Consider the following 25,716-nt stretch of genomic DNA (forward strand, 5'->3'; position numbering starts at 1 on the left):
GCATGATGACGGAAGACCCGCGGACCGGCGAGGAGCCGCCGGAGACCCAGGTGCGCATCGGGCAGGCGCCTCGCAACTGGCGCGAGGCGATGGTCAAGGCGCTGTGGATCGGCGTCTGGCTGATCTTCCTCAACTCTCCGATCAAGGACCTGACCTCGGGCACCCACACCACGGGTGCCGTCGTGGCCGGCGCGCTCGGCCTGGCCGCCTTCGTCGGCACCTACCTGACGCTGGTCTTCCGGCAGATGGGCCGTCCCTTCACGCCGCGGGTCGTCGTCTCGATGCTGTCGGTCCTCGTCGTCCTCGCCCCCGTCCTGGCCTACAGCCTCGGCGGCTCCTGGCTCGGGCTCTTCGTCTACGTCTCGGTCGCCTGCGGGGCCACCCTGCCGCCCCGGGTCGCGCTCTGGGCGATCCTGTCGACGGCCGTGGCGATGTACCTGGTCGCGGTGCACGACGGCGATTCGGGCTGGGACGACTCCCTGCTCCTCGTCCCGCTCATCGGGTTCGCGATGGTCGGCGTCGGCCAACTCATCCGCACGACCACCGAGTTGCGCAAGGCCCGAGCCACCGTGGCCCATCTCGCGGCCAACGAGGAGCGGCTGCGGCTCGCCCGCGACCTGCACGACCTGCTCGGCCACTCGCTGTCCCTGATCACGCTGAAGAGCGAGCTGGCCGGCCGGATGCTGCCCGACCACCCCGACAAGGCGGCCCAGCAGGTCGCCGACATCGAACAGGTCAGCCGGCAGGCCCTGGTCGACGTCCGGGAGGCCGTCACCGGCTACCGGCGGCCCCGGCTCGTCGCCGAACTCGCCGGTACCCACGTCGCCCTGACCGCCGCCGGCGTCAGCGCCGAGGTGCCCGCCGAGCCCGATCTCACCGGCGTCCCCGAGGAGTCCGAGTCCGCGCTCGCCTGGGCGCTGCGCGAGGCCGTCACCAACGTGGTCCGGCACAGCGGCGCCGACAAGTGCCTGATCCAGCTCGCCCACCGCCAGACCCTGGACGGTCCGATGCTCGAACTCTCCGTCGAGGACAACGGATCCGGCGGCAGCGGCAACGGGCCGGGCAACGGCCTGACCGGCCTCACCGAGCGGCTGGAGAGGGCCGGCGGCACCCTGGAGGCGGGCCGGGTCAAGCACGGGTTCCGGCTGGTCGCCCGCGTCCCCGCGGTCCTGCCGGGGGACGTAGGATCCGGGGCATGACGAGCACGATCAAGGTCCTCCTCGCCGAGGACCAGTCGATGGTCCGCGAGGCCCTGGCCGCGCTGCTCGGCCTGGAGGACGACATCGAGGTCGTCGCCCAGGTCGCGCGCGGGGACCAGGTGCTGGCGGCCGTCGGCGCGCACGGCGTGGACGTGGCGCTGCTCGACATCGAGATGCCCGGCTGCACCGGCATCGAGGCCGCCGCCCAGGTCCACCGGGAGTTTCCGCGGGTCAAGCTGGTCGTCCTGACCACGTTCGGCCGCCCCGGCTATCTGCGCAGCGCCATGGAGGCGGGCGCCGACGCCTTCCTCGTCAAGGACGCCCCGGCCGCCCAGCTCGCCGAGGCGATCCGCAAGGTGCTGGCCGGCGAGCGGGTCATCGACCCCACGCTCGCCGCCGCCGCGCTCGCCGAGGGCGCGAATCCCCTCACGGAACGCGAACGCGAGGTGCTGCGCGCGGCGGCCGACGGCTCCACCAACGCCGAACTGGCCAAGTCCCTCCACCTCTCCCAGGGCACGGTCCGCAACTACCTCTCCACGGCCATCCAGAAACTGGCCGTCCGCAACAGGGCGGAGGCCGTACGGATCGCGCGGGAGAAGGGCTGGCTGTGAGCGCGCCGGGCCCGCGGCCGGGTCGGCTCAGTTGAGCATGGCCCGGGCGGTGTGCGCCTGCTGCCGCACCTTGTCCGCGGCCGGCTCGTCGACGACTTCGATCAGGTCGGCGTAGGCCTCCAGCTCCTCCGCGCCCGACATGAACGCGCCCCGCTGCACCAGCAGTTGGCCGCGTTCATAGCGCAGCCGCGCCGGATGCGCCGGCACCAGCAGCGCCAACTCCACGGCCCACAGCGCCACATCCGACCGCTCGGGCCGGGCGGTGGCCCACGCGCGGATGTTGTTCAGGATCCGCTGGACGACCTCCAGCGGCGCAGCGGGCTGCAGCATCGAGGTGTCCAGCGGCGCCCCCGTGGCCCCCACCACGAGCATCTCCGCATCGGCCCCGGTCAGCGCCCGCCCCCCGTCGAACGGATCGGCCAGCACCTGCTCGTCCGCCGCGCCGAACCCCACCACGAAGTGCCCGGGCAGCGCGACCCCGTACACCGGAGCCCCCGCGCGCCGCGCGACCTCCAGCCACACCACCGACAGCAGGATGGGCAGCCCGCGCCGCCGCCGCAGCACCTCGTGCAGCAGGGAGGACTCCAGCCGCTGGTAGTCGCCGGGCGTGCCGTGGAATTCGTAGCGGGCCCCGAGCAGCCGCCGTACGGCCTCCGCCCACTCGTGCGGCCCGCCCGGCCGGTACGGCAGCTCGCCCGCGAGCCGGTCCAGCTCCAGCTGCGCGACGTCGATCCCGGCCTCCTCCAGCGAGCCGTCCGCCGCGGCGCCGATCAGCAGGCACAGTGCCGACAGATCCGGCCGCTCGGACCGCGCCTCCTCGGCGAACCGCCGGCGCAGCTCGGCCGCCCGCTCCGGCGGGGGCGGATACGGCGGCGGCAGATACGGGTGACGCATGCGAGGCTCATGCCCTTCCACGACAGTTCTACGACAGACCCACACCGACCGCACCCGACGCCGGCCCCCGGCCGCCCGTCACGGGCCCCCGGACTCACCGCCCGCCCCCTGCGGGCCGCCGGCCGCTCCCACGGTCCGGTCCTACCCCTCGCGCTCGCTCCCCTCCCGACCGCGGTCCCGCGGGGCCCGGTAGTGGTGGTACGCGTGGTGTGGTGCGAAGCCCAGCGCGGCGTAGAGCGCACGGGCGCCCTCGTTGTCCGTCTCGACCTGCAGCCAGGCGGCCGACGCGCCCTCGTCCAGCGCGCGACGGGCCAGCGCGGCCATCACCTCCGTGGCGAGCCCCTGCCGGCGCCGCCCGGGATCCACCTCGACCGCCGCGAACCCGGCCCACCGGCCGTCCACGACACACCGCCCGATCGCCGCCGGAGGCTCGCCCGCCGCGCCGGGCACGGACGCGAACCACACCGACGGACCGCCGCCGAGCACCTTCAGGGCCACCTCGCTCACCCCCTTGCGCTGGTACCGGGCGAGCCAGGCCTCGTCCGCCCGCCGGGACAGCACCACACCCGCGCCCTCGGCCCGGTCCGCGACCGGCGCCAGGGCGCCGGTCCACACCTCGGCGGACACCTCCCGCACCCAGCCGCGCCGCTCCAGCTCGGCGCAGAGCAGCTCCTGCGTGCCCTCGCCTCCGGTGGCCGTCTGGACGTAGGCGGGCCGACCGCGCTCGCCGTACCAGCGTCGTACGGCCTGAAGGGCCGCGTCGAGCGGAAGGCCCGGATCGCCGAGCGGCAGCACGCTGTTGGCCCGCCGCGTGAAGCCGCCGGCCAGGCGCAGCTCCCAGTCGCCGAGCCGCTCGGTCTCAAGCGGCGGCCAGCCGCGCGAGGAGACGCGCGCCAGCTCCGGGTAGGTGGCGGCGGGCCCGCGGCGGCGTGCCGGGGCGGCCGGCACCACCTTGCCGGCGACCAGGGCAGATTCGACGATTCGGACACTCCGTCCGTCCCGCCGTGTGATCATGAGCACGCCATCGTTCCATGATGTGAGAACACCCACCGTGTCGGTGAACTTCTCCTGCGTTGCTCCATGTTCGCTCAAGCGCCGTACGGAGACACGTTTTCCCACGTCAGCAGGGGTGATGCGGACTTCCAGATGTCCTGTCGCCGAGATTTCCACTGGTCAGTTCACCCCTCCTGTTCGGATCATGCTCCGGAACGGAGATACTAGGGGCGGGCATCGACGACGCCGCGCTCCCGCGCGCCAGGCGGCGGAGCCTGACGAGGCCCGCCAGCGCCCTATCGAGGAGGAACGACAGCGTGACCTACGTCATCGCGCAGCCTTGTGTCGACGTGAAGGACAAGGCGTGCATCGAGGAGTGCCCGGTCGACTGCATTTACGAGGGCTCCCGGTCCTTGTACATCCACCCGGACGAATGCGTCGACTGTGGTGCCTGTGAGCCGGTCTGCCCGGTCGAGGCGATCTTCTACGAGGACGACGTCCCGGAGGAGTGGAAGGACTACTACAAGGCCAACGTCGAGTTCTTCGACGAGCTGGGTTCCCCCGGCGGTGCCAGCAAGCTGGGGCTGATCGAGCGCGACCACCCGTTCGTCGCCGCGCTGCCGCCGCAGGGCGAGTGACCGTCTAAGCACCAAGCGGCCGCCCGCAACAGCGCCGCCTCGGTCCCGTACGGCCCGATCGTCCCGATCGCCGCCGCACGGGACCGAGGCGTTTGCCGCACTGTACGAAAGTGAGCCTGATTCCCGTGTCCGCAGTCTCCGACCGGCTTCCCACCTTCCCCTGGGACAAGCTGGAGCCGTACAAGAAGACGGCCGCCACACACCCCGACGGGATCGTCGACCTGTCCGTCGGCACCCCGGTCGACCCGGTGCCCGAGCTGATCCAGAAGGCCCTGATCGACGCGGCCGACTCCCCGGGCTACCCGACCGTCTGGGGCACCCCGGCGCTGCGCGACGCGATCACCGGCTGGCTGGAGCGCCGCCTGGGCGCCCGCGGGCTCACCCACCGCCATGTCCTGCCGGTCGTCGGCTCCAAGGAACTGGTGGCCTGGCTGCCGACCCAGCTGGGCCTCGGCCCCGGCGACAGGGTGGCCTACCCGCGCCTCGCCTACCCCACCTACGAGGTCGGCGCCCGCCTCGCCCGCGCCGACTACGAGGCCTACGACGACCCCCGCGACCTCGACCCCGCCGGTCTGAAGCTCCTCTGGCTGAACTCCCCGTCCAACCCGACGGGCAAGGTCGTCTCGCAGCGGGACCTGACGGACATCGTCGCCTGGGCCCGCGAGCACGGCGTGCTGCTGTTCTCCGACGAGTGCTACCTGGAACTGGGCTGGGAGGCCGACCCGGTCTCGGTCCTGCACCCGGACGTCAACGGCGGCTCCTACGACGGCATCGTCGCCGTCCACTCCCTCTCCAAGCGCTCCAACCTGGCGGGCTACCGCGCGGCGTTCGTCGCCGGCGACCCGGCCGTCCTCGGCCCGCTGCTGGAGATCCGCAAGCACGGCGGCATGATGACCTCGGCGCCCACCCAGGCCGCCGTCGTGGCGGCGCTGGGCGACCACGCCCACGTGCAGGTGCAGCGCGAGCGCTACGCCGCCCGTCGCGAGGCCCTGCGGGCCGCCCTGCTGGGCCACGGCTTCCGCATCGAGCACAGCGAGGCGAGCCTCTACCTCTGGGCCACCCGTGACGAGTCCTGCTGGACCACGGTCGCCCACCTCGCCGACCTCGGCATCCTGGTCGCACCGGGCGACTTCTACGGCGAGGCGGGCGAGCAGTTCGTGCGCGTGGCCCTGACCGCGACGGACGAACGCGTCCGGGCCGCGGTCGGCCGCCTGTAGCCGCCACGACGCGACCGTCCGGCGGGCCCGCACCCACACGAACGCCGACGGGGCCCAGGGAACTCCCTGGACCCCGTCGGCGGTCAGCGCCTGCCGGTTAGCCGAGCGGCAGCCCACCCTGCACCGGAAGCTGCGGCAGCCCGCTCTTCGTCGTGGAGGAAGCGGCGTCTCCGACGACGCTTCCCGCCGCCCCGGTCGCTTCCCCGGCGGCCTTCCGCGCCACCGGCGCCGTCTTGTTCACGGCACCCGTGGCGGTCTTGGCAGCGCCGGGCACGGTCTTGCCGACCGCCGAGCCACCGGTGGTGGCCGCGAGAGAGGTGGCGTTCTGCGTGGCGCCGTCGACGGTGCCGCCGAGGTTCGCCGTGTCCGGGGTGGTCACACCACTCAGGTTCGGGGCCGCCGACGGCAGGGTCGTGGCCGCACCGGCGGAGCCGGCCGCACCGACCCCGGCTGCCGCTCCCGCTGCGACGAGCAGCGCGGCACGGGCGATCCGGCGGGTCAGAGGGAGGGACATGATGCTCCATTCGACGGGAGAGAACGGTGTCTGTGTCCGGACCCGGCTCCGGGCTCGGACGCCGTGACTACCGCTCGAGGCCCGCGAAGGTTGCGGACGCCCCAGGTAAAGAATGGATAACGCATCGCATTATCAGGTGTGGATAAAAACGGGCAAAGAACGTCGACAGGAAATCGCGCAGAATCCTTACGGCCCTTGATTTCCAAGGGATTCCGAAGACGACACGCGTCCGGCCCGGACAGTGCTCCGAGCCGGTGCCGCATCACCTGCCGGAGTGATGATCCGTACTACTGTCCGGTCACGATCTGCACGGCTCCAGCGGACTGCTCCGCGCCGCCGGCCCCGTCCGTGGCGGCCGTCCTCCACTGGCCGCCACCGCTCCCGGCCGTCCACTCCCGGCCCGCGTACGACACCCGCTGGATGTGCAGCGCCGAGGAGTTGGCCACGGCCCACTGCGCCAGCTGCCAGCCGCGCTCCCGCTCGCCGCGCCCGATCGCGTCGACCTTCGCGCCCTGGGGCACCGGCACGGTCACGGTCCGCCCCTGCGCGGTCGCGGTCACGCTCGGCGAGGGAGACGGCGACGGCACGGGCGTACCGCCCACCTCCGCACCGGTCTCCTGCAGTGCGTCCCGCCCGAAATCCCGGACCAGCGCGGCCCGTACCGCGTCCGGACCCGTCGCCGACGTCGTGGACCCCGTACGCCCGTCGCAGGTCAGCATGGCCGCCGCGCGCCCGGTCAGCGCCGCCGCCAGCAGCGTCGCGTCCGGCTCGTGCTTGGCGTACGCCTCCGGATAGCCGCTGCGCTGGACCTCCTGCGCCGCCTCGGTCAGCGGCAGATCGGTGTAATCCGGCACCTTGGCGAGGTGGGCGTAGAAGATGCCCGCCGCGTACGCCGGGTCCATGATCTGCCGCTGGGTGCCCCAGCCCTGGGAGGGCCGCTGCTGGAACAGGCCCAGCGAATCCCGGTCGCCGTGCTCCATGTTGCGCAGCCCGGACTCCTGCAGCGCGGTCGCCAGCGCGATGGTCACGGCCCGCTCGGGCATCCCGCGCCCGGTGCCGACGGCCGCGATCGTCGCCGCGTTCCCCGCCTGCTCCGGCGTGAACTCGTACGACGTCCCGTCGCCCGAGGCCGACATCACCTTGCAGCCGTGGGCTCCACCGCCTCCGGTGACGTACTGCACCACGAGGTACGCGGCGACGCCGCACAGGACCAACAGGGCCGCACTGAAACGAAGGAGGCGGCCGCGACGCTTGGGGCGGGTGGGGGACGGCTCTGGCACGCCTACAAGGTACTGGAGGCGCGCCCGGCCCTCGCGGGGGGCCCGGGCGTCGCGACGGGGCGAACGTCGCCTGCCGGGGCGCTAGGGTCGGATTCATGGCCGACACCTCGCTTGACCTCACGCTCGACGCCGCAGCGCTCACCGCGCAGCTCGTGGACTTCCCCTCCGAGAGCGGCACCGAGAAGCCGCTCGCGGACGCCATCGAGACCGCCCTGCGCGCCCTGCCGCACCTGACGGTCGACCGCCACGGCAACAACGTCGTCGCGCGCACGAACCTGGGCCGCGCCGAGCGCGTGATCCTCGCCGGCCACATCGACACGGTCCCGATCGCGGACAACGTGCCCTCGCGCCTGGACGAGGACGGCGTGCTGTGGGGCTGCGGCACCTGCGACATGAAGTCGGGCGTCGCGGTCCAGCTGCGCATCGCGGCCACGGTCCCCGCCCCCAACCGCGACCTGACCTTCGTCTTCTACGACAACGAGGAGGTCGCCGCCGAGCTGAACGGGCTCAGGCATGTCGCCGAGGCCCGTCCCGAGTGGCTGCAGGGCGACTTCGCGGTCCTGCTGGAGCCCTCCGACGGCGAGGTCGAGGGCGGCTGCCAGGGCACCCTGCGCATGCTGTTGAGGACCACGGGCGAGCGGGCCCACTCGGCGCGCTCCTGGCTGGGCTCCAACGCCGTCCACGCCGCCGCCCCCATCCTGGCCCGCCTCGCCGCCTACGAGCCCCGCCACCCGGTCATCGACGGCCTCGAATACCGCGAGGGCCTGAACGCGGTCGGCATCAGCGGCGGGGTCGCCGGCAACGTCATCCCCGACGAGTGCGTGGTGAAGGTCAACTTCCGCTACGCCCCCGACCGCACGGAGGAGGACGCGATCGCGCACGTCCACGAGGTGTTCGCGGACTGCGGGGTGGCGGAGTTCGTCGTCGACGACCACAGCCCGGGTGCGCTGCCCGGCCTCTCCCACCCGGCCGCGGTCGCCTTCATCGAGGCGGTGGGCGGCACCCCGCGGCCCAAGTACGGCTGGACGGACGTCTCCCGCTTCTCCGCGCTCGGCGTGCCCGCGGTCAACTACGGCCCCGGCAACCCGCACTTGGCGCACAAGCGCGACGAGCGGGTGGAGACCGCCAAGATCGTGGCGGGCGAGGAGCGCCTGCGCGACTGGCTCAGCGCGTAGAGCGCCCGCCGGTGAGCCGCACGCATGCCGGACATGCGCATGTCCCCCCGCCGTAACCTGCCTGGATCTAGTCTGAGATCGAACTACCGGCAAACGGAGGGAGCGCACATGGCTACCGGGAACCCCGAGGGGAAGAAGGTACCGCCGGACGAGCAGCGGCTCGGACCGGTCCTCCGACGGCGGGGACAGGTGACGGCCAGCACGACCGACCAGCGGCTGCTGGACGCGGGCGGCCCCTCGGACTGGGTGCACACCGACCCCTGGCGGGTGCTCCGCATCCAGTCCGAGTTCATCGAGGGCTTCGGCACGCTCGCCGAACTCCCGCCTGCCATCAGCGTGTTCGGCTCGGCCCGCACACCGGTGGACTCGGCGGAGTACGACGCGGGCGTCCGGCTCGGCCGCGGCCTCGTGGAGGCCGGCTGGGCGGTGATCACGGGCGGCGGCCCCGGGGCGATGGAGGCGGCCAACAAGGGCGCGTGCGAGGCGGGCGGCGTCTCGGTGGGGCTCGGCATCGAGCTGCCCTTCGAGCAGGGTCTCAACCCCTACGTCGACATCGGCCTGAACTTCCGCTACTTCTTCGTACGCAAGATGATGTTCGTGAAGTACGCGCAGGGCTTCGTCGTCCTGCCCGGCGGCCTCGGCACGCTCGACGAACTCTTCGAGGCCCTGACCCTGGTCCAGACCCAGAAGGTGACCCGCTTCCCGATCGTCCTCTTCGGCAGCGAGTACTGGGGCGGCCTGGTGTCCTGGCTGAAGAACACCCTGATCGCCCAGGGCAAGGCCTCCGAGAAGGACCTGCTCCTCTTCCACGTCACGGACGAGGTCGACGAGGCGGTCGCCCTGGTCTCGAAGGAGGCGGCCCGCTAGGGGGTGTCGTCAGATTCCCGCCTGCCGCGCTCCGGGCGGACGACGGGAATGTGACGACAGGTCCTAGGCCAGACCCCGCCGAGCCACCGCAGGGGCCCGGTGCCCGGCTATCGACGCGACCATCTCCAGTACCTGACGGGTCTCGGCCACCTCGTGCACCCGGTACACGTGCGCCCCGAGCCACGCCGACACCGCGGTCGTCGCGAGCGTGCCGATCAGCCGTTCCTTGACCGGCCGGTCCAACGTCTCGCCCACGAAGTCCTTGTTGGACAGCGACACCAGCACGGGCCACCCCGTCGCCACCATCTCGTCCAGCCGCCGTGTCACCTCCAGGCTGTGCCGGGTGTTCTTCCCGAAGTCGTGCCCGGGATCGATCAGCACCGACTCGCGCGGCACCCCGAGCGCCACCGCCCGCTCGGCCAGCCCCAGGGTCACGTCGAGGACGTCGGCCATGACGTCGTCGTACGTCACCCGGTGCGGACGCGTCCGCGGCTGCGCACCCCCCGCGTGCGTGCACACCAGTCCCACCCCGTACCGCGCCGCGACCTGCGCGAGGCGCGGGTCGGCGCCGCCCCACACGTCGTTCAGCAGATCCGCCCCCGCCTCGCACACCGCCTCGCCGACCTCGGCCCGCCAGGTGTCGACGCTGACGACCACGCCCGGGAATCGCCGCCGTACCTCCCTCACGAAGCCGACCGTCCGCCGCGTCTCCTCCTCGGCCGTCACCTCGTCGCCCGGCCCCGCCTTGACCCCGCCGATGTCGATGATCGCGGCGCCCTCGGCCACCGCCTGCTCCACGCGGGCAAGGGCCGGCTCGTCGCGGAACGTGGCTCCCTGGTCGTAGAAGGAGTCCGGAGTGCGGTTCACGATCGCCATGATCACCGGCTCATGGGGCCCGAATTCCCGCCCGCCCAGCCTGAGCATCCGCTGTGACCTCCCTCGGTACGTCCCGCAGTACGGCCGCCTGAGACCCTAACTGTCGGACCCGCATGGCACGATCGGTTCCTGAGAGATTCGACGGAGCGTCCGGCGGATCCGACCGGCGGAGACAATCGACGTCGGTGGTACGTCCGGCAGAGAGCGTGGGGCCCTGGCGATGGTGATGTTCTTGTTCCTGGTCGTCGCGCTGGCCGTCGTGGTCGCCGCGGTGACACTCGCCGTGGTGGGCGGCGGCGGCAGCGCCCCGCTGCCCGAGGTGGCCCCGGAGCGGCTGCAGGACCCGCTGCCCGCGGACCGCCCGGTGGACCGGGCGGACGTGGAGAGCCTGCGCTTCCCGGTCGCCCCGCGCGGCTACCGCATGGCCGACGTCGACGACGCCCTCGGCCGGCTCGGCGCCGAGCTGGCCGAGCGGGACGCCCGGATCACGGACCTGGAGTCGGCGCTCGCCGGAGCGCGGGCCGCCGCCGCGCACGCCCGTCTGGACAAGTCCGGGCAGGAGGACCAGCGATGAGCGACGGAGCCGCCCTCGCCGGGCCCGACGGCGCCCTGCGCTGCCCGTGGGCCCTGTCGACCGAGGACTACGTGGCGTACCACGACGAGGAGTGGGGCCGCCCGGTCCACGGCGACGACGCCCTCTTCGAGCGGATCAGCCTGGAGGCCTTCCAGTCGGGCCTGTCCTGGATCACGATCCTGCGCCGCCGACCGGGCTTCCGGTCGGCCTTCGCCGGCTTCCGCATCGAGAAGATCGCCGCGTTCACCGACGAGGACCGCGAGCGCCTCCTGGCGGACGCCGGCATCATCCGCAACCGCGCCAAGATCGACGCCACGCTCTCCAACGCGCGCGTGCTCGCCGACTGGGCGGACGGCGAGCTGGACGAGCTGATCTGGTCCCACGCGCCCGACCCGGCCACCCGACCGGTCCCGAAGACCCTCGCCGACATCCCGGCCGTGACCCCCGAGTCCACGGCCCTGTCCAAGGCCCTGAAGAAGCGCGGTCTCAGATTCGTCGGCCCGACCACCGCGTACGCCCTCATGCAGGCGTGCGGCCTGGTCGACGACCACCTGGAGAAGTGTGTCGCGAGAGGCGCGGGTTCCGGTTCCTGACGGCCAGGGCCCGGACCGGGCGGACCCCGGCCGACGGGTTCACCGGCCCAGGTACTTCGGCTTCTCCTTGTTCACGAACGCCTGCACCGCGATCGCGTGGTCCTCGGACTGGCCGGCCCGGGTCTGCAGCTCGTCCTCCTTCTCCAAGGTCTCGGCGAGGGAGTGCGCCAGCCCGTAGGCCACCGCCTCCTTGATCGCCGCGTACGCCACCGTCGGCCCCTCGGCCAGGGCCCGCGCCGTCTTCTCGGCCTCCGCGCGCAGTTCGGCGGCGGGTACGACGCGGTTCGCGATGCCCAGCTCCAGCGCGTCCTGGGCGCTGATGCTGCGCGGGAAGAGCAGCAGGTCGGCCGCCCGGCTCGGGCCGATCACCCGGGGCAGGGTCCAGGAGATGCCGGAGTCGGCGGTCAGTGCCACGCCCGCGAAGGAGGTGTTGAAGGCGGCCGTGTCGGCGACCAGCCGGTAGTCCGCGGCGAGCGCGAAGCCGAAGCCGGCTCCGGCGGCGACGCCGTTCACCGCGGCGAGCACCGGCTTCGCCGCTCCGGCCAGCGCCTTCACGATCGGGTTGTAGTGCTCCGCGACCGTGCTCATGGTCTGCCCGGACCCGGTCTCGCGGTCGGCCGCGAGGAGCCCGATGTGCTCCTTGAGGTCCTGGCCGACGCAGAACGCCCGGTCCCCGGCGGCGGTCAGCAGGATCGCCCGTACGGCCGTGTCCCCGGCCGCGGATTCCGCCGCCTCCCGGAGGGCGACCTTGGTCGCGATGTTCAGCGCGTTCATCGCCTCGGGGCGGTTGAGCGTGATCGTCGCGAGTCCGTCGCTCACCTCGTAGAGCACGGTGTCGGCCATGGTGCATCCCCTCCGATGTCGCGGATGACGTACCGCTCGGTACGTCCCTGCCTGAAGGACAGCATGGCGGAGATCGCCGGCCAAGGACCGGACCGGACGTGTGACCTGCGTCAAAGAAAACCTGAGCGGAGCTGTGCGACGGATGTCCGTGCGGCGGTGCAGTATCGCAGCCACTCGCCGAATTGGGTGGTTTTGCTCGCGCGCGTTGCCCAAGCGATGCCGACTGATGTTGGTCATCGGGTCGTGCGATGCGGGATAATGGCCTGGAAGCAATGTGTTCGATGCCGATGTCGCGTGTCCACCTCTGGAACCGCGGATGCCCTCCGGGGGCTCACGGCAGACGATGAGCTGGTTTCAGGAAGGGGAACGAGCATGGCGGCCATGAAGCCGCGGACGGGCGATGGCCCGCTCGAGGTGACCAAGGAGGGGCGGGGCATCGTCATGCGCGTTCCCCTCGAAGGCGGCGGTCGACTCGTCGTCGAGCTGACCCCTGACGAGGCCGAGGCACTCGGCGACGCCCTCAAGAAGGTCGTCGCCTGACGTCCCAGGGATCGTGACCTACCGGCTGCCCCGGCATCGTAAGCGGTGCCGGGGCAGCCGCGTCTCTCGCGCCGTGCGGGCCGGTCATCGCTTGACGGCGCAGAGCAGGCCGTCGCCGACCGGCAGCAGGGAGGGGACCAGCTCCTGGCTCTCGCGCACCGTGCGCAGCAGTTCCCGCAGCCGCAGCACCTCCGTGGGCTGCGGCCCCGAGTCGATCGTACGGCCGCCGGCGAAGACGCCCTCGAAGACCACCAGGCCGCCCGGCCGCAGCAGGCGCAACGATTCAGCGAGATAGTCCGGATACTCCAGCCGGTCCCCGTCGCAGAAGACGAGGTCGTATCCGGCGTCCGCGAGCCGGGGCAGCACCTCCAGGGCCCGGCCGGGGATGAAGCGGGCCCGGTTGCTGGCGAAGGCGCAGGCACGGAAGGCCTGCCGGGCGAACTGCTGGTGCTCCGGCTCCGGGTCGACCGTGGTGAGCACCCCGTCCGGGCGCATGCCGTGCAGCAGATGAATTCCGGACACCCCGCAGCCGGTGCCGATCTCGGCGACGGCCTTCGCGTCCACGGAGGCGGCGAGCAGTCGCAGCGCGGCGCCCGTGCCGGGCGACACCGAGCGCAGCCCTGCCTCGCGGGCCCGGTCACGGGCCCAGCGCAGCGCCTCGTCCTCGGCGACAAAGGCGTCGGCGAACGCCCAGCTCGTCTGCCGGTTGCCGGTAATGACCCTCTCCTGTCCCCGTGAATTCCTGGGCGTGACTGTATCCGTTGGCGTCGGGAACCCGCAGATGGGACCGGACGTTTACCGGGTTGAGACAGTGGCCGGATGCGTGACGGGGGGTAAGAGGTGGATGAGGGCGGCGAGCAACTGCTGACGCAGCCGCATGAGCCGTATCAGCGCGTATCAAATTCTCGTAAAACCGCTTATCCGGAGCTAACGGGCGAGGTGGCTATGGTAGGGGCTCCACTGGACACCACCAGAGCCGACAGGGGAGGTGCGGCTGCGCCCGGGGATCGGGGTGGAGTGCTGCGGCGCTTCCTCGGGTCGGCGGGCAGGCCGAAATCCGTGACCGACACCGCTGCTGACCACCACGCCGGTCTCGCCGCAGGCGAGGCCCAGACCGCGACCTTCTCCACCGACGCGGACGGGCAGGCGTGGACTCCGCCCACATGGGAGGAGATCGTCAGCACCCACAGCGCCCGTGTCTACCGCCTCGCCTACCGCCTGACCGGCAACCAGCACGACGCCGAGGACCTCACCCAGGAAGTCTTCGTCCGCGTCTTCCGCTCCCTGTCCACGTACTCGCCGGGCACCTTCGAGGGCTGGCTGCACCGCATCACCACCAACCTCTTCCTGGACATGGTCCGGCGCAAGCAGCGCATCCGCTTCGACGCCCTCGGCGAGGACGCGGCCGAGCGCCTGGCCAGCCGCGAGCCCACCCCGCAGCAGCTCTTCAACGACGCGCACTTCGACGCCGACGTCCAGCAGGCCCTCGACACCCTCGCGCCCGAGTTCCGTGCCGCCGTCGTCCTGTGCGACATCGAGGGACTGTCGTACGAGGAGATCGCCGCGACCCTCGGCGTGAAGCTCGGCACGGTCCGCTCCCGTATCCACCGCGGCCGCTCCCAGCTCCGCAAGGCCCTCGCGCACCGGTCTCCGGAGGCACGCGCTGCCGAGCGGCGCTCCTTCGTGGCCCGTGTGCCCGCTCTGGGGGGAGGAGGCGCGACCGCGTGAGTGGATCTCGGCCGAAACCTGCGGAGGCGCACCTCGCAGAGCAGCACCTGGGAGACCGACTCTCCGCCCTGGTGGACGGAGAGCTCGGTCATGAGTCGCGTGAGCGGGTCCTCGCGCACCTGGCCACCTGTGCCCGGTGCAAGGCGGAGGCGGACGCCCAGCGCCGGCTGAAGAACGTGTTCGCGGAGGCGGCCCCGCCGCCGCCCTCGGCGAGCCTGCTGGCCCGCCTCCAGGGCCTGCCCGGGGGCGGCGACCTGGACGGGGACGGCATGTCGCCGCCCGGAGGCGGACTCTTCGCGGGCGACCCCCACGACGGGACCGCCGCACCCGCCGACGCCTCCGGCGTCTTCGGGGGCTTCGGAGTCTTCGGGGCGCGGCGCGGCGACCGCTTCGCGTTCGGGTACGTCCCCGCCCGCCCGCACACCCCGGTCCGCCCCGACAGCCCGGTCCCCGCCGCCGAGGAGCGCGGCTTCCGCATCCATCACGTCGGCCGCCCGGACGACGGCCGCTCCGCCTCGCGCGGGCTGCGGTTCGCCGTCGCCGCCGCCGGCGCGGTGTCGCTGGCCGCGGTCGCCCTCGGCGGCATGACCACCGCCGTCCCCGGCGACACCACCGCGGACGCCCGCGGCGGCAGCGGTACCGGCAGCAACGTGCTCCCGGCGCGCTCGGCCGGCACCGGCGGGGGCAGCGTCGCCACGCCCGACAGCCAGCGCCGTCGTGCGCTGGGGCCGCTGAGCGTCCAGGGCGCCGCACAGTTCGCACCGACACCGGCCGCCCCCACGTCGATGTCCGCACCGCTGGTGCCCGGAATCCCGTCCCCCGGCACCGGCCAGAACCAGAGCGACGTCGTGCGTGGCCTGGCGGCGCCGGTCATGGCCGGTGCGGCCGCCGTCTCCCCGCTGATACGCCCGCTCGACGACACCGCGGTCTACCCCCTCAACGCCTGGTCCACGACCCCCGGAGCGACCGGCACCGGCCTGCTGCTGTCCGCCCCCGTCCCCGCCCCTGCCCCGACACCACCCCCCGCTGCCTCGCCGTCCCCCTTCGCGCCCCGGCAGACCCCCTGACCGGCCACTGCGCCTCGGCCCGCGAACCTGGTTGAATCCTGTGAGGGCCGTTCCCGCGGCGATGACCCGGGGACGTAGTCGACGTTCTGCGGCCGCCGCCGAAGCGCGCGGCCGCGGCCAGCCGTGGGGAGAGCATGAACGAGGGGAACCGTGTCCCGCCGGAGGAAGGCCCGGAGGAAGGCCCGGAGGGAGCGGCGGGGGTGACGGGCGGAACACCGGGCGGCACCGAGCGACCGGGGACCGAGCCGCCGGGGACCGAGCCGACGGGTCCGGCGTCGGCCGACTTCGAGTTGGCACGTCCGGCGCCCACGGCCGAGCCCGTGCGGACGGCCGAGGCGGAGACGGCGGACGCGGGGGCGGGCGACGCGGAAGGCGGGGAGAGCGCCGGAGCGCCCACGGCCCCGGCCGATCGGGACTTCGAGCTGGCCAAGCCGGTGTCGGTGCCGACGGACGGTGCCGGGGCGGGCGGGAGCACCGCGACCGTCGGGTCGCCCGAGCCCGGAGCAACCCCCTGGGCGGCCCCCGGCGAGCGGCCGAAGCCGCTGCACGACCCCGATCCCTACGGCACCCCGCCGTACGGCGAGCCGGGCCCCTGGGCCCCCGCACCGCCCGTCCAGCACCCCGCGACCACCCCGGCCCAGGGAACGCCTGTGCCCGCCCCCGACGCACCCGCGGCGGCGGCCCCGCCGCCCCCCGCTCCCGTCGGTTCCGCTGCCGGTCATCCCGCTGCCGGTCATCCTGTTCCCGGTCATCCTGTTCCCGGTCATCCTGTTCCCGCGCATCCCGTACCCGCGCAAGCCGTTCCTGGGTATCCGGTTCCTGGTCCTGTCGGTCTCCAGGGCTCGCCGGAAGCGTCCGGGGCGGGGGCCGTGGATCCGGCTCGGCGTTACGACCCCTGGGCCGCCGGTTCGCCCAAGGACCAGGTGCTGCAGCAGACCGGTGCAGGGGTGCTGACGGACGAGCAGCGCAACCGGCGGGCGAAGCGTTTCGTGCTCGCGTGGGCCCTGGTGATCGCCCTCGTCTCCGGCGGTATCGGCGGGATCATCGGCGCCTATGTCGAGAACGGCGGCCTCGGCGACGACGTGCATCTGCCGCAGGCCGCGGGCGTGCCCGCCGGACGTGCGCCGGGCAGCGTGGCCGGGATAGCCGCCCGCGCGCTGCCCAGCGTCGTCACCCTGCACGTGACCGGCACCGACCAGGCCGACACCGGCACGGGCTTCGTGCTCGACAGCCAGGGGCACATCCTCACCAACAACCACGTCGTCGCGCCCGCCGGCTCGGACGGCTCGATAACCGTGACCTTCAGCAGCGGCGACACCGTCAAGGCCAGGGTGGTCGGCCGGGACAGCGGCTACGACCTCGCCGTCGTCCAGGTCCATGGCGTGCGCGGACTCACCCCGCTGCCCCTCGGCAACTCCGACGACGTCCGGGTCGGCGACCCCGTCGTCGCCATCGGCGCCCCCTTCGACCTCGCCAACACCGTCACCTCCGGCATCATCAGCGCCAAGGAGCGGCCCATCACGGCCGGCGGCGAGAAGGGCGACGGGAGCGATGTGTCGTACGTCGACGCGCTCCAGACCGACGCTCCCATCAACCCCGGCAACTCCGGCGGCCCCCTGCTCGACTCCCGGGCCCAGGTGATCGGCATCAACTCCGCCATCCGCTCCGCCGACGGCGGTTCCGACTCGGACGGCGGCCAGGCCGGTTCCATCGGTCTCGGCTTCGCGATCCCCGTGAACCAGGCCCGGCGCGTCGCCGAGGAACTGATCAACGAGGGCCATGCCACCCACCCCGTGATCGGCGTCACCCTCGACATGGCGTACACCGGCGACGGCGCCCGTATCGACAGCAAGAACGCGAACGGCGGTCCGGCGGTGACCCGCGGCGGCCCCGGTGAGCGGGCCGGTCTGAAGGCGGGCGACGTCATCACCGACGTCGACGGGCAGCCCGTGCACACGGCCGAGGAGCTGATCGTCAAGATCCGCGCCCACCGGCCCGGCGACTCACTGCGGCTCACGGTCCGGCGCGGCGGCACCGACCGGGACGTGCTGCTCCGGTTGGGCGCGGCGGAGCAGAACTGACACAAGTCTCACCTCGGGACGGTACCGGTCGGACGGGAACGCCGGGTACCGTTGAGCGACCGAGGACATCGCAAGGAGCGTCAGGTGTTCAATGACATAGGACCACTCGAGCTGGTGACGATCATTGTGCTCGCCGTGCTCGTCTTCGGTCCGGACAAGCTCCCGAAGGTCATCCAGGACGTGATGCGCACGATCCGGAAGATCCGCGAGTTCTCGGAGAGCGCCAAGCAGGACATCCGCGACGAACTGGGCCCGGATTTCAAGGACTTCGAGTTCGAGGACCTCAACCCCAAGTCGTTCATCCGCAAGCAGCTGGACAACGACGAGCTGGGGCTGAAGGAGATCCGTAACGGCTTCGACCTGAAGAAGGAGATGGCCGAGGTCACGGATGTCGTGCACGGCCGGGAGAGCGAGTCGTCGTCCTCGTCCGCCTCGTCCTCCTCGACCGGTGGGCGCGTCGACATGACCAAGAAGCCCGAGGAGCCGGGCAAGGACGAGCGGCCGCCGTTCGACGCGGACGCCACCTGATCCCGTACACCACCTGATCTCGTAGACCACCTGATCCCGTACGCCTGTGACGCCGTGCGCCCCCCTGATCCGGGACGGCGCCCGGCCGGCGTCGACACGCGCGCGCGGGCATGATCCGCGCACGTGACGCGCGTCATAGCACGGACCCGTCGCACACGGCCTGATCAGGACGTTCACGCGACCCACGCATCCGGTGCCTGCCATGGGGCTCTCACCGGTGTGGATATGCTGCCGAGTTGTTGTGCGGACCGGACGAGTACGCCCGAAGGGGGGCGGGCCACCCCGGTCCGACGAGATCGAGGAGGCGTCCGGGCAGATGGACACGACGAGTCGGGTGGGCGCGCAGGCGCCGGTCGCGGAGGGCGGACAGCAGCTCCCCTTCGCCCGGCGCACGGTCGACGGTTACCTGCAGGCGCCCTTCCCGTGGTACGGCCTCGACGAGGCGTTCACCGGGCCGCGCTGGCTGATGCAGGTCGGTACGGCGGCCGACGGTGCCGTCGAGCACGGTTCGGTCGGGCACGGTGACGAGCCCTCCGTACGCGGCGAGGCCGGCTCCTCCGGGGAGCCGCGGGAGAGGTTCGCGGTGGTCGTCACCGTCGCCGCGCACCCGTCGCGCAGGAGCGCCGACGGTACGGGGCTGCTGGAGGCCACCTCGGTCTCCTCGGCCGCGTGGCTGGCCGGGGTGGGACTGCTGTCGTTCACGTGGCCGGGGCAGATGGACCACACCCTGCGGGACGACTGGCTGGAGCAGCAGACCGAGACGGCATGGGCTCTGGCCGACGATCTGGAGGGTCCGGAGTGGAGCAGGCTCTCCCTGCCGGTGGACGGGGTGGCGGCCTCGTTCCACTACCGGGAGTCGGAGTTCGGCTGGGTGCTCGCCGGGACCACCGAGACGGGGGTTCATCTGGGCGCGTACGGGCGGGGCATGAGCGCGTACGGTCTTGGCTTCGCCGTGGTGAAGGACGTCGCCGCCTACGCCTAGCGGCGCCGGGATGATCCATACGACACTCCTTGGTCGCCGTGTCCCCGGCCGCCGTGACCCCGCGGCGGCCCGGGACGGGCCTGCTAGCGGCGGGCCAGTTCGTGCCAGATGCCTACCGCCACCGCGACCTGGGCACCGATCCAGGCGATGTGGGCGGACAGGCCCCGTAGCTGGTAGATGGAGACCAGCAGTGTGAGGCGACTGGGCCAGTACTGCCGTTCCTCCCCGAAGGTCGATGCGTCGGTCCAGATGCTGGTGAGCGTCAGGATGATGAGCATGAGCACGGAGTAGAAGAGCAGGTCGCGAAAGTCCACGCCGGTGAACTTGTTGAGCAGCACGACCAGGCAGGCGGGCACGGCGTACGAGAAGGTCAGGCTCCATGCGCGAGCGGGGCTGCGGCGGCCGGGCAGCAGACGCCACAGCGCGCCCAGGACGAAACCGGCCCCGGCCCACGCCGTCTGGTAGGCGACGAAGCTTGCGACGATCCCCGGGATCGCGGTGGGCTCGAAGCTGAGCTGGATCCAGTCCCACTGATCCTTCGTGTCCAGGTAGAGCAGGGCGCCGCTGGCCGGAACTCCGAAACAGAAGGCCAGTCGCGCGGCGCGCACGCCGTTGGTCCACCAGTGGCCCTCCGGTCCCCAGGCCAGGGCCGCGTCCAGAACGGAAAGGTGGTCGGGTGGATTCTTCTTGCCGCATCCGTCCACCAGCCACTGGCGCAGCGCCCGTAGTTCCCCCTCCAGCTGCTGTTCGGTGACATCCCCGGCGCGTCCTTGGTCCAGCAACTGCAAATGGTGGTTGACGCCACGGTATTCATGGGCTTTTGCCATCAGCTCATGGCGACGCTTCTTGTTCCTCAGTCGCTTCACGCAGAAGGCATGGCCCAACTGGCTCAGCACCGACAGCCGTCGTCCTACGGCGAGAATCGCGAACAGCGAGCCCATGTTCAGGATGAGCCAGGCGCCGTACTGGGCGTTGGTGCCGGCGAAGGTGGCGCCCTGCAGCCCCACGGTGAAGACGAAGACCGACGCGGTGAGCAGCAGGTCGGGCCCTTCCGGGCCCAGAGCGGGTCTCTCCTGCCTATGGTCCGCATGTGCTCTCTGCGTCCTGACGCGAAAGTGCAGCAGGGCGAAGAGTGCGACACCTGTCAATACCCAGCTGTAGGTGAAAATCCATGACAGATCGGTGAAGGAGAAATTCGCCCGGGATGAGTTTACGTATTTCCCGTACTGGCCCCCGGTGATCCGGTCGGTGAGCCAGGTGACCCTTTTCCATTGGTTTTCGTTCACCCACCAGAAGCAGCCGAGCAGACCTCCGGCGACCCCCGTGAGCAGCGCGGAGACGACGGCGACGCAGCGCACCGGCGCCGTGTCCCATCTGCGGCCCCAGGAGGCGGGGACCAGCCCTCCCTCGCGTGCGAAGCGCCAGCACCAAGCGGCCATGGCGGCCAGCCACAACCACACGACCGCCAGGCCCATGAGCACATAGCCGACATCGCCGGAGAGGGTCGGCTCCGCACGTGACACGAGGTTGTGCGGCAGGCCGAACATCTGGGGCGCCAGGATCACCAGCAGGCCTGTCGCCGCCACCGCCGACGCCGCGCCGACCACGGCGTGCATCTGGCGGCGCCGTCGGTCGCCGACGACAGCGGGGTCATCGGTCGTGCCGTCCGGGATGGCGACGGGCATGCCATCGCACCAGGGGCGGGCGACGAGGACCAGGGCGAGTCCGGCGGCGACGCACATGAGGGCGCGCCACTGGGGACTGACCGGCCGCTGAGAGACGAGCAGCATCAGGGCGAATGCCCCACTGAGCAGCGCCCATTGGAGTACGGCCCGCGGCGGGCCGTCGCCGTCCGGGTTGCCGGGGTTTCCGGGCCGCGCCGAGGGGTTCGACGTCCCGGCCGTGGAGGCGGCACCGGCTCGTTGGGTGCGGAGCGCGGTCAGCGCGATCACGAGGGAGGCGCACACCCACCAGGCCGCGACTCCCACCTTGCTCCAGAACGACTGGCCGTAGCTCAGGATCCAGGAGCGCTGCCACGGCAGCTCGATCTCGAAGTCGATACGGGCGGGCTTCTGGTTCGTCCATTCCAGACTGTCCTCGTCGGAGGACGAGGCCAGCCCGGAGCGGTCGTTGAAATACATGCGGCTCATATCGGCCTCGACGGCCTGCCAGCGGGCATTCTGCAGCGTCTGCGGTCTGAGGCTGACCTGCCACGTTCTTTTCTGCCCTCTGGTGATGTGCCACGGGCCGATTCGAATCGGTCCGTAGTTCTTGATCCAGGCGAAGGAATCGTATTGGACCGTGACTTTCCGGCTGGTGGCGGTCACCACGGGGTCATGCGGGCGCCATTCCTCGGTCAGCTGTGAGGTGTCCCGTCCGCGCAGCAGGCAACGCATCGCGTGTTTGTATTCTGCGGACCTCTCGCTGAAGGTCAGCTGCCGCGCTTCGTGCCATTTGTCCAGAGGTACTGCGACCGTCATGTAAGAATAGATCTTGACGAAATTCTTGCTGTTCTGGTCGAATTGGATTCTGGCAGTCACGCTACTGGTGTCGAGCTGATCCGCCAGGCAGGTGTCACCGTTGTTCTGCCGCGCCTCCGCCGAGGGGGTCGACGCCCACAAAGCGGCAAAAATCATCAGCAGCAAAAGGCACCGCCACCGGATCCCCTGCATCGTCCCGACACCTCCTCTGCGAGAAGGCTAGGCCAGCGTCATATGCCATGCTCCTTGACGCGCGGAAGTCGGTGTGGCAGTCCACTCCATCGGCCTTTTTCTGTCGAATTGCAGGAAATAGGCCAGTGGTTGATAATGGAATCCGATGACAGTCAACTATTTGACGACGGAGGGGTCATGACGGACATCAACGTTTCCGCACCGAGGGCAGCCCTTCCCCGCTTCGAGGAGGCGGAGGGCCTCGGGCCCCAGGACGCGGAGTTCGTCCGGGATCTGGTGGGGGTGCTCGCGAAGCACGGGAATCTGAACCGTTTCGGCCTGTGCCTCCTGCACGACCACTTCCCGCTCGCCGCGGACGAGGTGCTCGTGGAGACCAACGACGTCAGTACCCGGACACTGCACGTTCAGGTTGAGAACGCGGGCACCACCCGGCACACCAAGGCGTCGCAATGGCGGTTCGTGCCGCATGACGGCCGCGAACCGGACGCGGGGCTCGACGGAGCCCCGTACCAGGAGATCATGCTGTGCACCACGCTCGACCTGTGCCCGGGGCGCGAGGACGGACCGGGCGACCGTTGACGTCGACCGCGGCCGGCGCAGGCCGCGCGGAGCGACGGGAAGGGCCTGCGCCGCAGCAGCCTAGAACTTGTTCTTCGGGGTGATCCCCAGCGACAGGCCCGACAGGCCCCGCTGGCGGCCGCCCAGCTTGCCGGCGATCGCGCGCAGCGCGCTGCCCGCCGGGGAGTCGGGGTCGGTCAGGACCACCGGCTTGCCCTCGTCGCCGCCCTCGCGGAGGCGGACGTCGATGGGGATGCTGCCGAGGACCGGGACCGTCGTACCGGTGGTGCGGGTGAGGCCGTCGGCGACCAGCTGGCCGCCGCCGGTGCCGAAGACGTCGACCATCTCGTCGCAGTGCGGGCAGGGCAGCCCGGACATGTTCTCGACCACGCCGACGATCTTCTGGTGGGTCTGTACGGCGATGGAGCCGGCGCGCTCGGCGACCTCGGCCGCCGCCTGCTGCGGCGTGGTCACGACCAGGATCTCGGCGTTCGGGACCAGCTGGGCCACAGAGATCGCGATGTCACCCGTGCCGGGCGGGAGGTCGAGGAGCAGGACGTCGAGGTCGCCCCAGTAGACGTCGGCGAGGAACTGCTGGAGGGCGCGGTGGAGCATCGGGCCGCGCCAGACGACCGGGGCGTTGCCCGGGGTGAACATGCCGATGGAGATGACCTTCACGCCGTTCGCGGACGGCGGCATGATCATGTTCTCGACCTGGGTGGGACGGCCGTCGGCGCCCAGCATGCGCGGCACGCTGTGGCCGTAGATGTCGGCGTCGACGACACCCACCTTGAGGCCGTCGGCGGCCATGGCGGCCGCCAGGTTCACCGTCACCGAGGACTTGCCGACGCCGCCCTTGCCGGAGGCGACCGCGTAGACCCGGGTGAGGCTGCCCGGCTTGGCGAAGGGGACCTCGCGCTCGGTCTGACCGCCGCGCAGGGCCGTCGCCAGCTCCTTGCGCTGCTCGTCGCTCATCACGTCCAGCGTGACGTCGACGCGGGTGACGCCCTCGACCCGGGAGACCGCCTCGGTCACCCGCTGGGTGATGGTGTCGCGCATGGGGCAGCCGGAGACGGTCAGGTACACGGTCACCGCGACCGCTCCGTCCGCACCGATCTCCACCGATTTGACCATCCCCAGTTCGGTGATGGGTCGGTTGATCTCGGGGTCGTTCACCGTCGCCAGCGCCTCGCGCACCGCGTCTTCCGTAGCCATAAGGACGATGGTACGGCGCCCTGCGGGCCCTTCGGGATGCCCCTCAGCGGTCGTCTGTGTCACGTCCCGGCGACCGTTCTGACCGTTCCGCCGGGAATACGACGTGCCCGTCGTGTCGCCGCCCGTCCTCCAGTTCCTTGATGAGGTCCTGCACCTCGGAACGGATCCAGTCACGGGTCGCGACCTCGCCCAGGCCCATGCGCAGTGCGGCGATCTCCCGGGTCAGGTACTCGGTGTCGGCGATGGAGCGCTCGTTCTGCTTGCGGTCCTGCTCCAGGTTGACCCGGTCGCGGTCGTCCTGTCTGTTCTGCGCGAGCAGGATCAGCGGGGCCGCGTAGGAGGCCTGGAGGGACAGCATCAGGGTCAGGAAGATGAAGGGGTAGTTGTCGAAGCGCAGGTGCGCCGGCGCGGCGATGTTCCACACCACCCACAGGATGATGACGACCGTCATCCAGACGATGAAGCGTCCCGTGCCCAGGAAGCGGGCGATCCGTTCCGACAGCCGGCCGAAGGCCTCCGGATCCCACTCGGGCAGGAACCGGCGGCGCGGTGGGCGCGGCTGGTCCAGGCGGAGCGCACGGGACCGGGTGGCCGCCGTGGCGCCCGCCGGAGTGCGCTCACGTGTGCTCTCGCGCTCAGGAGCCATGCGAGGCCGCCTCCTCTCCCTCGTCCAGATGGAACTCGGTCTCCCGCCAGTCGTCGGGGAGCATGTGGTCCAGTACGTCGTCCACGGTCACCGCACCCAGCAGCGCCCCGGCCTCGTCCACCACGGGCGCCGCCACCATGTCGTACGTGGCGAAGAACCCGGCGATGACGGGCAGGGCGGCGTCCGGGGCCAGGGTCTGCAGATCGTCGTCCACGAGCGAGCTGACCAGCGTGTAGGGCGGGTCGCGCAGCAGCCGCTGGAAGTGGACGGTGCCCAGGTACTTGCCGGTCGGGGTCTCGTCGGGCGGGCGGCAGACATAGACCTGGGCGGCGAGCGCGGGGGAGAGGTCGGGGTTGCGGACCCGGGCGAGCGCGTCGGCGACCGTGGCGTCCGGCCGCAGCACGATCGGCTCGGTGGTCATCAGACCGCCGGCCGTGTGCTCCTCGTACGACATCAGACGGCGCATGTCGGCCGCGTCGGCCGGCTGCATCAGGCTCAGCAGCCGCTCCTTGTCCTGCTCGGGCAGCTCGGAGAGCAGGTCGGCCGCGTCGTCGGGGTCCATGGCCTCCAGGACGTCCGCCGCGCGCTCCTCCTTCAGCTTGCCGAGGATCTCGATCTGGTCGTCCTCGGGCAGCTCTTCGAGCACGTCGGCCAGGCGGTCGTCGTCGAGCGCGGCGGCGACCTCGGCGCGCCGCTTGGCGGAGAGGTGGTGCAGGACGTTGGCGAGGTCGGCGGGGCGCAGCTGCTCGAAGGTGGCGAGCAGGCTCTCGGCGCCCTGCCCGTGCTCCTCCAGGGAGAACCCGGTGACGGCGGACCAGTCGACGGTCAGCGTCTCGCCCGCCCGTCTCCCCCCACCGCCCTTCCAGGGAAGCGCTACGCGCCTTTCGTCCCTGGCCCGCCGGAAGGCGCCCGCCTTCTTCCCCCGGCGCACGAAGACGCGGTCGACCTCCCAGTCCCGGCGGGCGGGCAGCTGCTGCACGGACAGGTCGAGGACGGTTACCTCCTCGCCGGTCTCCACCAGGGTCACACGCCGGTCCAGCAGCTCGCCGAAGACCAGCCGCTCGGTGGGTCGCTGCTCGAAACGCCGGACGTTCATCACGCCGGTGGTGATGACCTGCCCGGACTCGACGCCGGTGACCCGGGTCATGGGCAGGAAGATACGGCGCCGGGTGGTCAGTTCGACGACCAGCCCGAGCAGCCGCGGGGGCCTGCGGCCCACGCGCAGCATCACGACCAGGTCGCGCACGCGGCCCACCTGGTCGCCGTTCGGGTCGAAGGCGGGGACCCCGGCGAGGTGCGAGACGAAGATCCGGGGGGCGCCGGCTGCCATGGCTCTGCTTCCTCTGCTGATGTGGCGTGTGCTGATGTGGCCTGGGAATCGCCCTTTACTGGGTGTTCCGATTTCTTTGTCAATGGATCGGTGAA

At 71.6% G+C, this 25,716-nt stretch carries 26 protein-coding genes; 15 read left to right on the plus strand and 11 right to left on the minus strand.

Annotated features, from left to right (window positions below; translation table 11 throughout):
* Positions 1–5 precede the first annotated feature (5 nt).
* Positions 6–1,199, plus strand: coding sequence for a sensor histidine kinase (locus AQI95_RS26265; RefSeq protein ID WP_067129433.1), 1,194 nt, complete (start codon positions 6–8; stop codon positions 1,197–1,199).
* Positions 1,196–1,810, plus strand: a complete 615-nt coding sequence (locus AQI95_RS26270) for a response regulator transcription factor (protein ID WP_067128746.1) — start codon at positions 1,196–1,198, stop codon at positions 1,808–1,810. The genes AQI95_RS26265 and AQI95_RS26270 overlap by 4 nt, the downstream gene beginning before the upstream one ends.
* Positions 1,811–1,837: 27 nt before the next feature.
* Here AQI95_RS26270 and AQI95_RS26275 read toward each other — a convergent pair whose 3' ends face one another.
* On the minus strand, positions 1,838–2,704 hold the full coding sequence (locus tag AQI95_RS26275; protein ID WP_067128749.1) for a transglutaminase family protein: 867 nt from the start codon (positions 2,702–2,704) through the stop codon (positions 1,838–1,840).
* Positions 2,705–2,845: 141 nt separating this feature from the next.
* Entirely contained in the window at positions 2,846–3,874 is a 1,029-nt protein-coding gene (locus AQI95_RS26280) for a GNAT family N-acetyltransferase (RefSeq protein ID WP_079071479.1), read from the minus strand.
* 140 nt (positions 3,875–4,014) lie between these two features.
* Between AQI95_RS26280 and fdxA the strand changes: the two genes are divergently transcribed.
* Positions 4,015–4,335 carry a ferredoxin gene (gene fdxA / locus AQI95_RS26285; RefSeq protein ID WP_023546973.1) on the plus strand — a complete coding sequence of 107 codons (321 nt, stop codon included), beginning with the start codon at positions 4,015–4,017 and terminating at the stop codon, positions 4,333–4,335.
* Between the two features lie 125 nt (positions 4,336–4,460).
* Positions 4,461–5,552 carry a bifunctional succinyldiaminopimelate transaminase/glutamate-prephenate aminotransferase gene (locus AQI95_RS26290; RefSeq protein ID WP_067128755.1) on the plus strand — a complete coding sequence of 364 codons (1,092 nt, stop codon included), beginning with the start codon at positions 4,461–4,463 and terminating at the stop codon, positions 5,550–5,552.
* 97 nt (positions 5,553–5,649) lie between these two features.
* On the opposite strand, the gene AQI95_RS26295 is transcribed toward AQI95_RS26290, so the two are convergent.
* Positions 5,650–6,066: an ATP-binding protein gene (locus AQI95_RS26295; protein WP_067128758.1), complete on the minus strand. Its 417-nt coding sequence runs from the start codon at positions 6,064–6,066 to the stop codon at positions 5,650–5,652.
* 287 nt (positions 6,067–6,353) lie between these two features.
* Positions 6,354–7,346, minus strand: a complete 993-nt coding sequence (locus AQI95_RS26300; protein WP_208614269.1) for a VldE C-terminal domain-containing protein — start codon at positions 7,344–7,346, stop codon at positions 6,354–6,356.
* A gap of 95 nt (positions 7,347–7,441) precedes the next feature.
* On the opposite strand from AQI95_RS26300, the gene dapE reads away from it, so the two are divergent.
* Both dapE and AQI95_RS26310 read left to right on the plus strand, forming a co-directional pair.
* Positions 7,442–8,521 carry a succinyl-diaminopimelate desuccinylase gene (gene dapE, locus AQI95_RS26305; RefSeq protein ID WP_067128764.1) on the plus strand — a complete coding sequence of 360 codons (1,080 nt, stop codon included), beginning with the start codon at positions 7,442–7,444 and terminating at the stop codon, positions 8,519–8,521.
* Between the two features lie 108 nt (positions 8,522–8,629).
* On the plus strand, positions 8,630–9,388 hold the full coding sequence (locus AQI95_RS26310; RefSeq protein ID WP_067128767.1) for an LOG family protein: 759 nt from the start codon (positions 8,630–8,632) through the stop codon (positions 9,386–9,388).
* A 63-nt stretch (positions 9,389–9,451) separates the two neighbouring features.
* Here AQI95_RS26310 and folP read toward each other — a convergent pair whose 3' ends face one another.
* Complete coding sequence (folP, locus tag AQI95_RS26315; RefSeq protein WP_067128770.1) at positions 9,452–10,312, minus strand: dihydropteroate synthase; 861 nt, start codon at positions 10,310–10,312, stop codon at positions 9,452–9,454.
* A gap of 172 nt (positions 10,313–10,484) precedes the next feature.
* Here folP and AQI95_RS26320 point away from each other — a divergent pair, with 172 nt between their 5' ends.
* Both AQI95_RS26320 and AQI95_RS26325 read left to right on the plus strand, forming a co-directional pair.
* The gene (locus AQI95_RS26320; RefSeq protein ID WP_067128773.1) at positions 10,485–10,838 is read left to right on the plus strand and encodes a DivIVA domain-containing protein; all 354 of its coding nucleotides are present in this window, start codon (positions 10,485–10,487) and stop codon (positions 10,836–10,838) included.
* Positions 10,835–11,431, plus strand: coding sequence for a DNA-3-methyladenine glycosylase I (locus AQI95_RS26325; RefSeq protein WP_067128776.1), 597 nt, complete (start codon positions 10,835–10,837; stop codon positions 11,429–11,431). The genes AQI95_RS26320 and AQI95_RS26325 overlap by 4 nt, the downstream gene beginning before the upstream one ends.
* 39 nt (positions 11,432–11,470) lie before the next feature.
* On the opposite strand, the gene chcB is transcribed toward AQI95_RS26325, so the two are convergent.
* Positions 11,471–12,274 (minus strand): 2-cyclohexenylcarbonyl CoA isomerase, encoded by an 804-nt coding sequence (gene chcB / locus AQI95_RS26330; RefSeq protein ID WP_067128779.1) that lies wholly within the window; start codon positions 12,272–12,274, stop codon positions 11,471–11,473.
* Positions 12,275–12,646: 372 nt separating this feature from the next.
* Between chcB and AQI95_RS45225 the strand changes: the two genes are divergently transcribed.
* Positions 12,647–12,814, plus strand: a complete 168-nt coding sequence (locus tag AQI95_RS45225) for a DUF3117 domain-containing protein (protein WP_107121748.1) — start codon at positions 12,647–12,649, stop codon at positions 12,812–12,814.
* An 84-nt stretch (positions 12,815–12,898) separates the two neighbouring features.
* Here AQI95_RS45225 and AQI95_RS26335 read toward each other — a convergent pair whose 3' ends face one another.
* On the minus strand, positions 12,899–13,597 hold the full coding sequence (locus tag AQI95_RS26335) for an O-methyltransferase (protein ID WP_079071481.1): 699 nt from the start codon (positions 13,595–13,597) through the stop codon (positions 12,899–12,901).
* A 234-nt stretch (positions 13,598–13,831) separates the two neighbouring features.
* On the opposite strand from AQI95_RS26335, the gene sigE reads away from it, so the two are divergent.
* From sigE to AQI95_RS26360, 5 genes are all read left to right on the plus strand, one after another.
* The gene (gene sigE, locus AQI95_RS26340) at positions 13,832–14,542 is read left to right on the plus strand and encodes an RNA polymerase sigma factor SigE (protein WP_079071482.1); all 711 of its coding nucleotides are present in this window, start codon (positions 13,832–13,834) and stop codon (positions 14,540–14,542) included.
* On the plus strand, positions 14,539–15,609 hold the full coding sequence (locus tag AQI95_RS26345; protein WP_079071483.1) for a zf-HC2 domain-containing protein: 1,071 nt from the start codon (positions 14,539–14,541) through the stop codon (positions 15,607–15,609). The genes sigE and AQI95_RS26345 overlap by 4 nt, the downstream gene beginning before the upstream one ends.
* 134 nt (positions 15,610–15,743) lie before the next feature.
* Entirely contained in the window at positions 15,744–17,690 is a 1,947-nt protein-coding gene (locus AQI95_RS26350) for a trypsin-like peptidase domain-containing protein (RefSeq protein WP_107121749.1), read from the plus strand.
* An 84-nt stretch (positions 17,691–17,774) separates the two neighbouring features.
* The gene (locus AQI95_RS26355; RefSeq protein ID WP_067128790.1) at positions 17,775–18,218 is read left to right on the plus strand and encodes a sec-independent translocase; all 444 of its coding nucleotides are present in this window, start codon (positions 17,775–17,777) and stop codon (positions 18,216–18,218) included.
* A gap of 316 nt (positions 18,219–18,534) precedes the next feature.
* Complete coding sequence (locus AQI95_RS26360) at positions 18,535–19,200, plus strand: hypothetical protein (RefSeq protein ID WP_067128791.1); 666 nt, start codon at positions 18,535–18,537, stop codon at positions 19,198–19,200.
* 83 nt (positions 19,201–19,283) lie between these two features.
* Here AQI95_RS26360 and AQI95_RS26365 read toward each other — a convergent pair whose 3' ends face one another.
* Positions 19,284–21,872 (minus strand): DUF6185 family protein, encoded by a 2,589-nt coding sequence (locus tag AQI95_RS26365; protein ID WP_067128794.1) that lies wholly within the window; start codon positions 21,870–21,872, stop codon positions 19,284–19,286.
* 177 nt (positions 21,873–22,049) lie between these two features.
* Here AQI95_RS26365 and AQI95_RS26370 point away from each other — a divergent pair, with 177 nt between their 5' ends.
* Positions 22,050–22,451 (plus strand): hypothetical protein, encoded by a 402-nt coding sequence (locus AQI95_RS26370; RefSeq protein WP_067128797.1) that lies wholly within the window; start codon positions 22,050–22,052, stop codon positions 22,449–22,451.
* Between the two features lie 60 nt (positions 22,452–22,511).
* Here AQI95_RS26370 and AQI95_RS26375 read toward each other — a convergent pair whose 3' ends face one another.
* From AQI95_RS26375 to AQI95_RS26385, 3 genes are read right to left on the minus strand one after another with little or no spacing between them, the layout of a single operon-like run.
* Positions 22,512–23,645: an Mrp/NBP35 family ATP-binding protein gene (locus AQI95_RS26375; protein ID WP_067128800.1), complete on the minus strand. Its 1,134-nt coding sequence runs from the start codon at positions 23,643–23,645 to the stop codon at positions 22,512–22,514.
* Between the two features lie 43 nt (positions 23,646–23,688).
* Positions 23,689–24,291 carry a DUF1003 domain-containing protein gene (locus tag AQI95_RS26380; RefSeq protein ID WP_067128803.1) on the minus strand — a complete coding sequence of 201 codons (603 nt, stop codon included), beginning with the start codon at positions 24,289–24,291 and terminating at the stop codon, positions 23,689–23,691.
* Positions 24,281–25,621 carry a magnesium transporter MgtE N-terminal domain-containing protein gene (locus AQI95_RS26385; protein WP_067128806.1) on the minus strand — a complete coding sequence of 447 codons (1,341 nt, stop codon included), beginning with the start codon at positions 25,619–25,621 and terminating at the stop codon, positions 24,281–24,283. Before AQI95_RS26385 ends, AQI95_RS26380 begins: the two co-directional genes overlap by 11 nt.
* Positions 25,622–25,716: the final 95 nt, after the last annotated feature.

The sequence above is a fragment of the Streptomyces yokosukanensis genome (assembly GCF_001514035.1).
GTDB classification, from domain to species: Bacteria; Actinomycetota; Actinomycetes; order Streptomycetales; family Streptomycetaceae; genus Streptomyces; species Streptomyces yokosukanensis.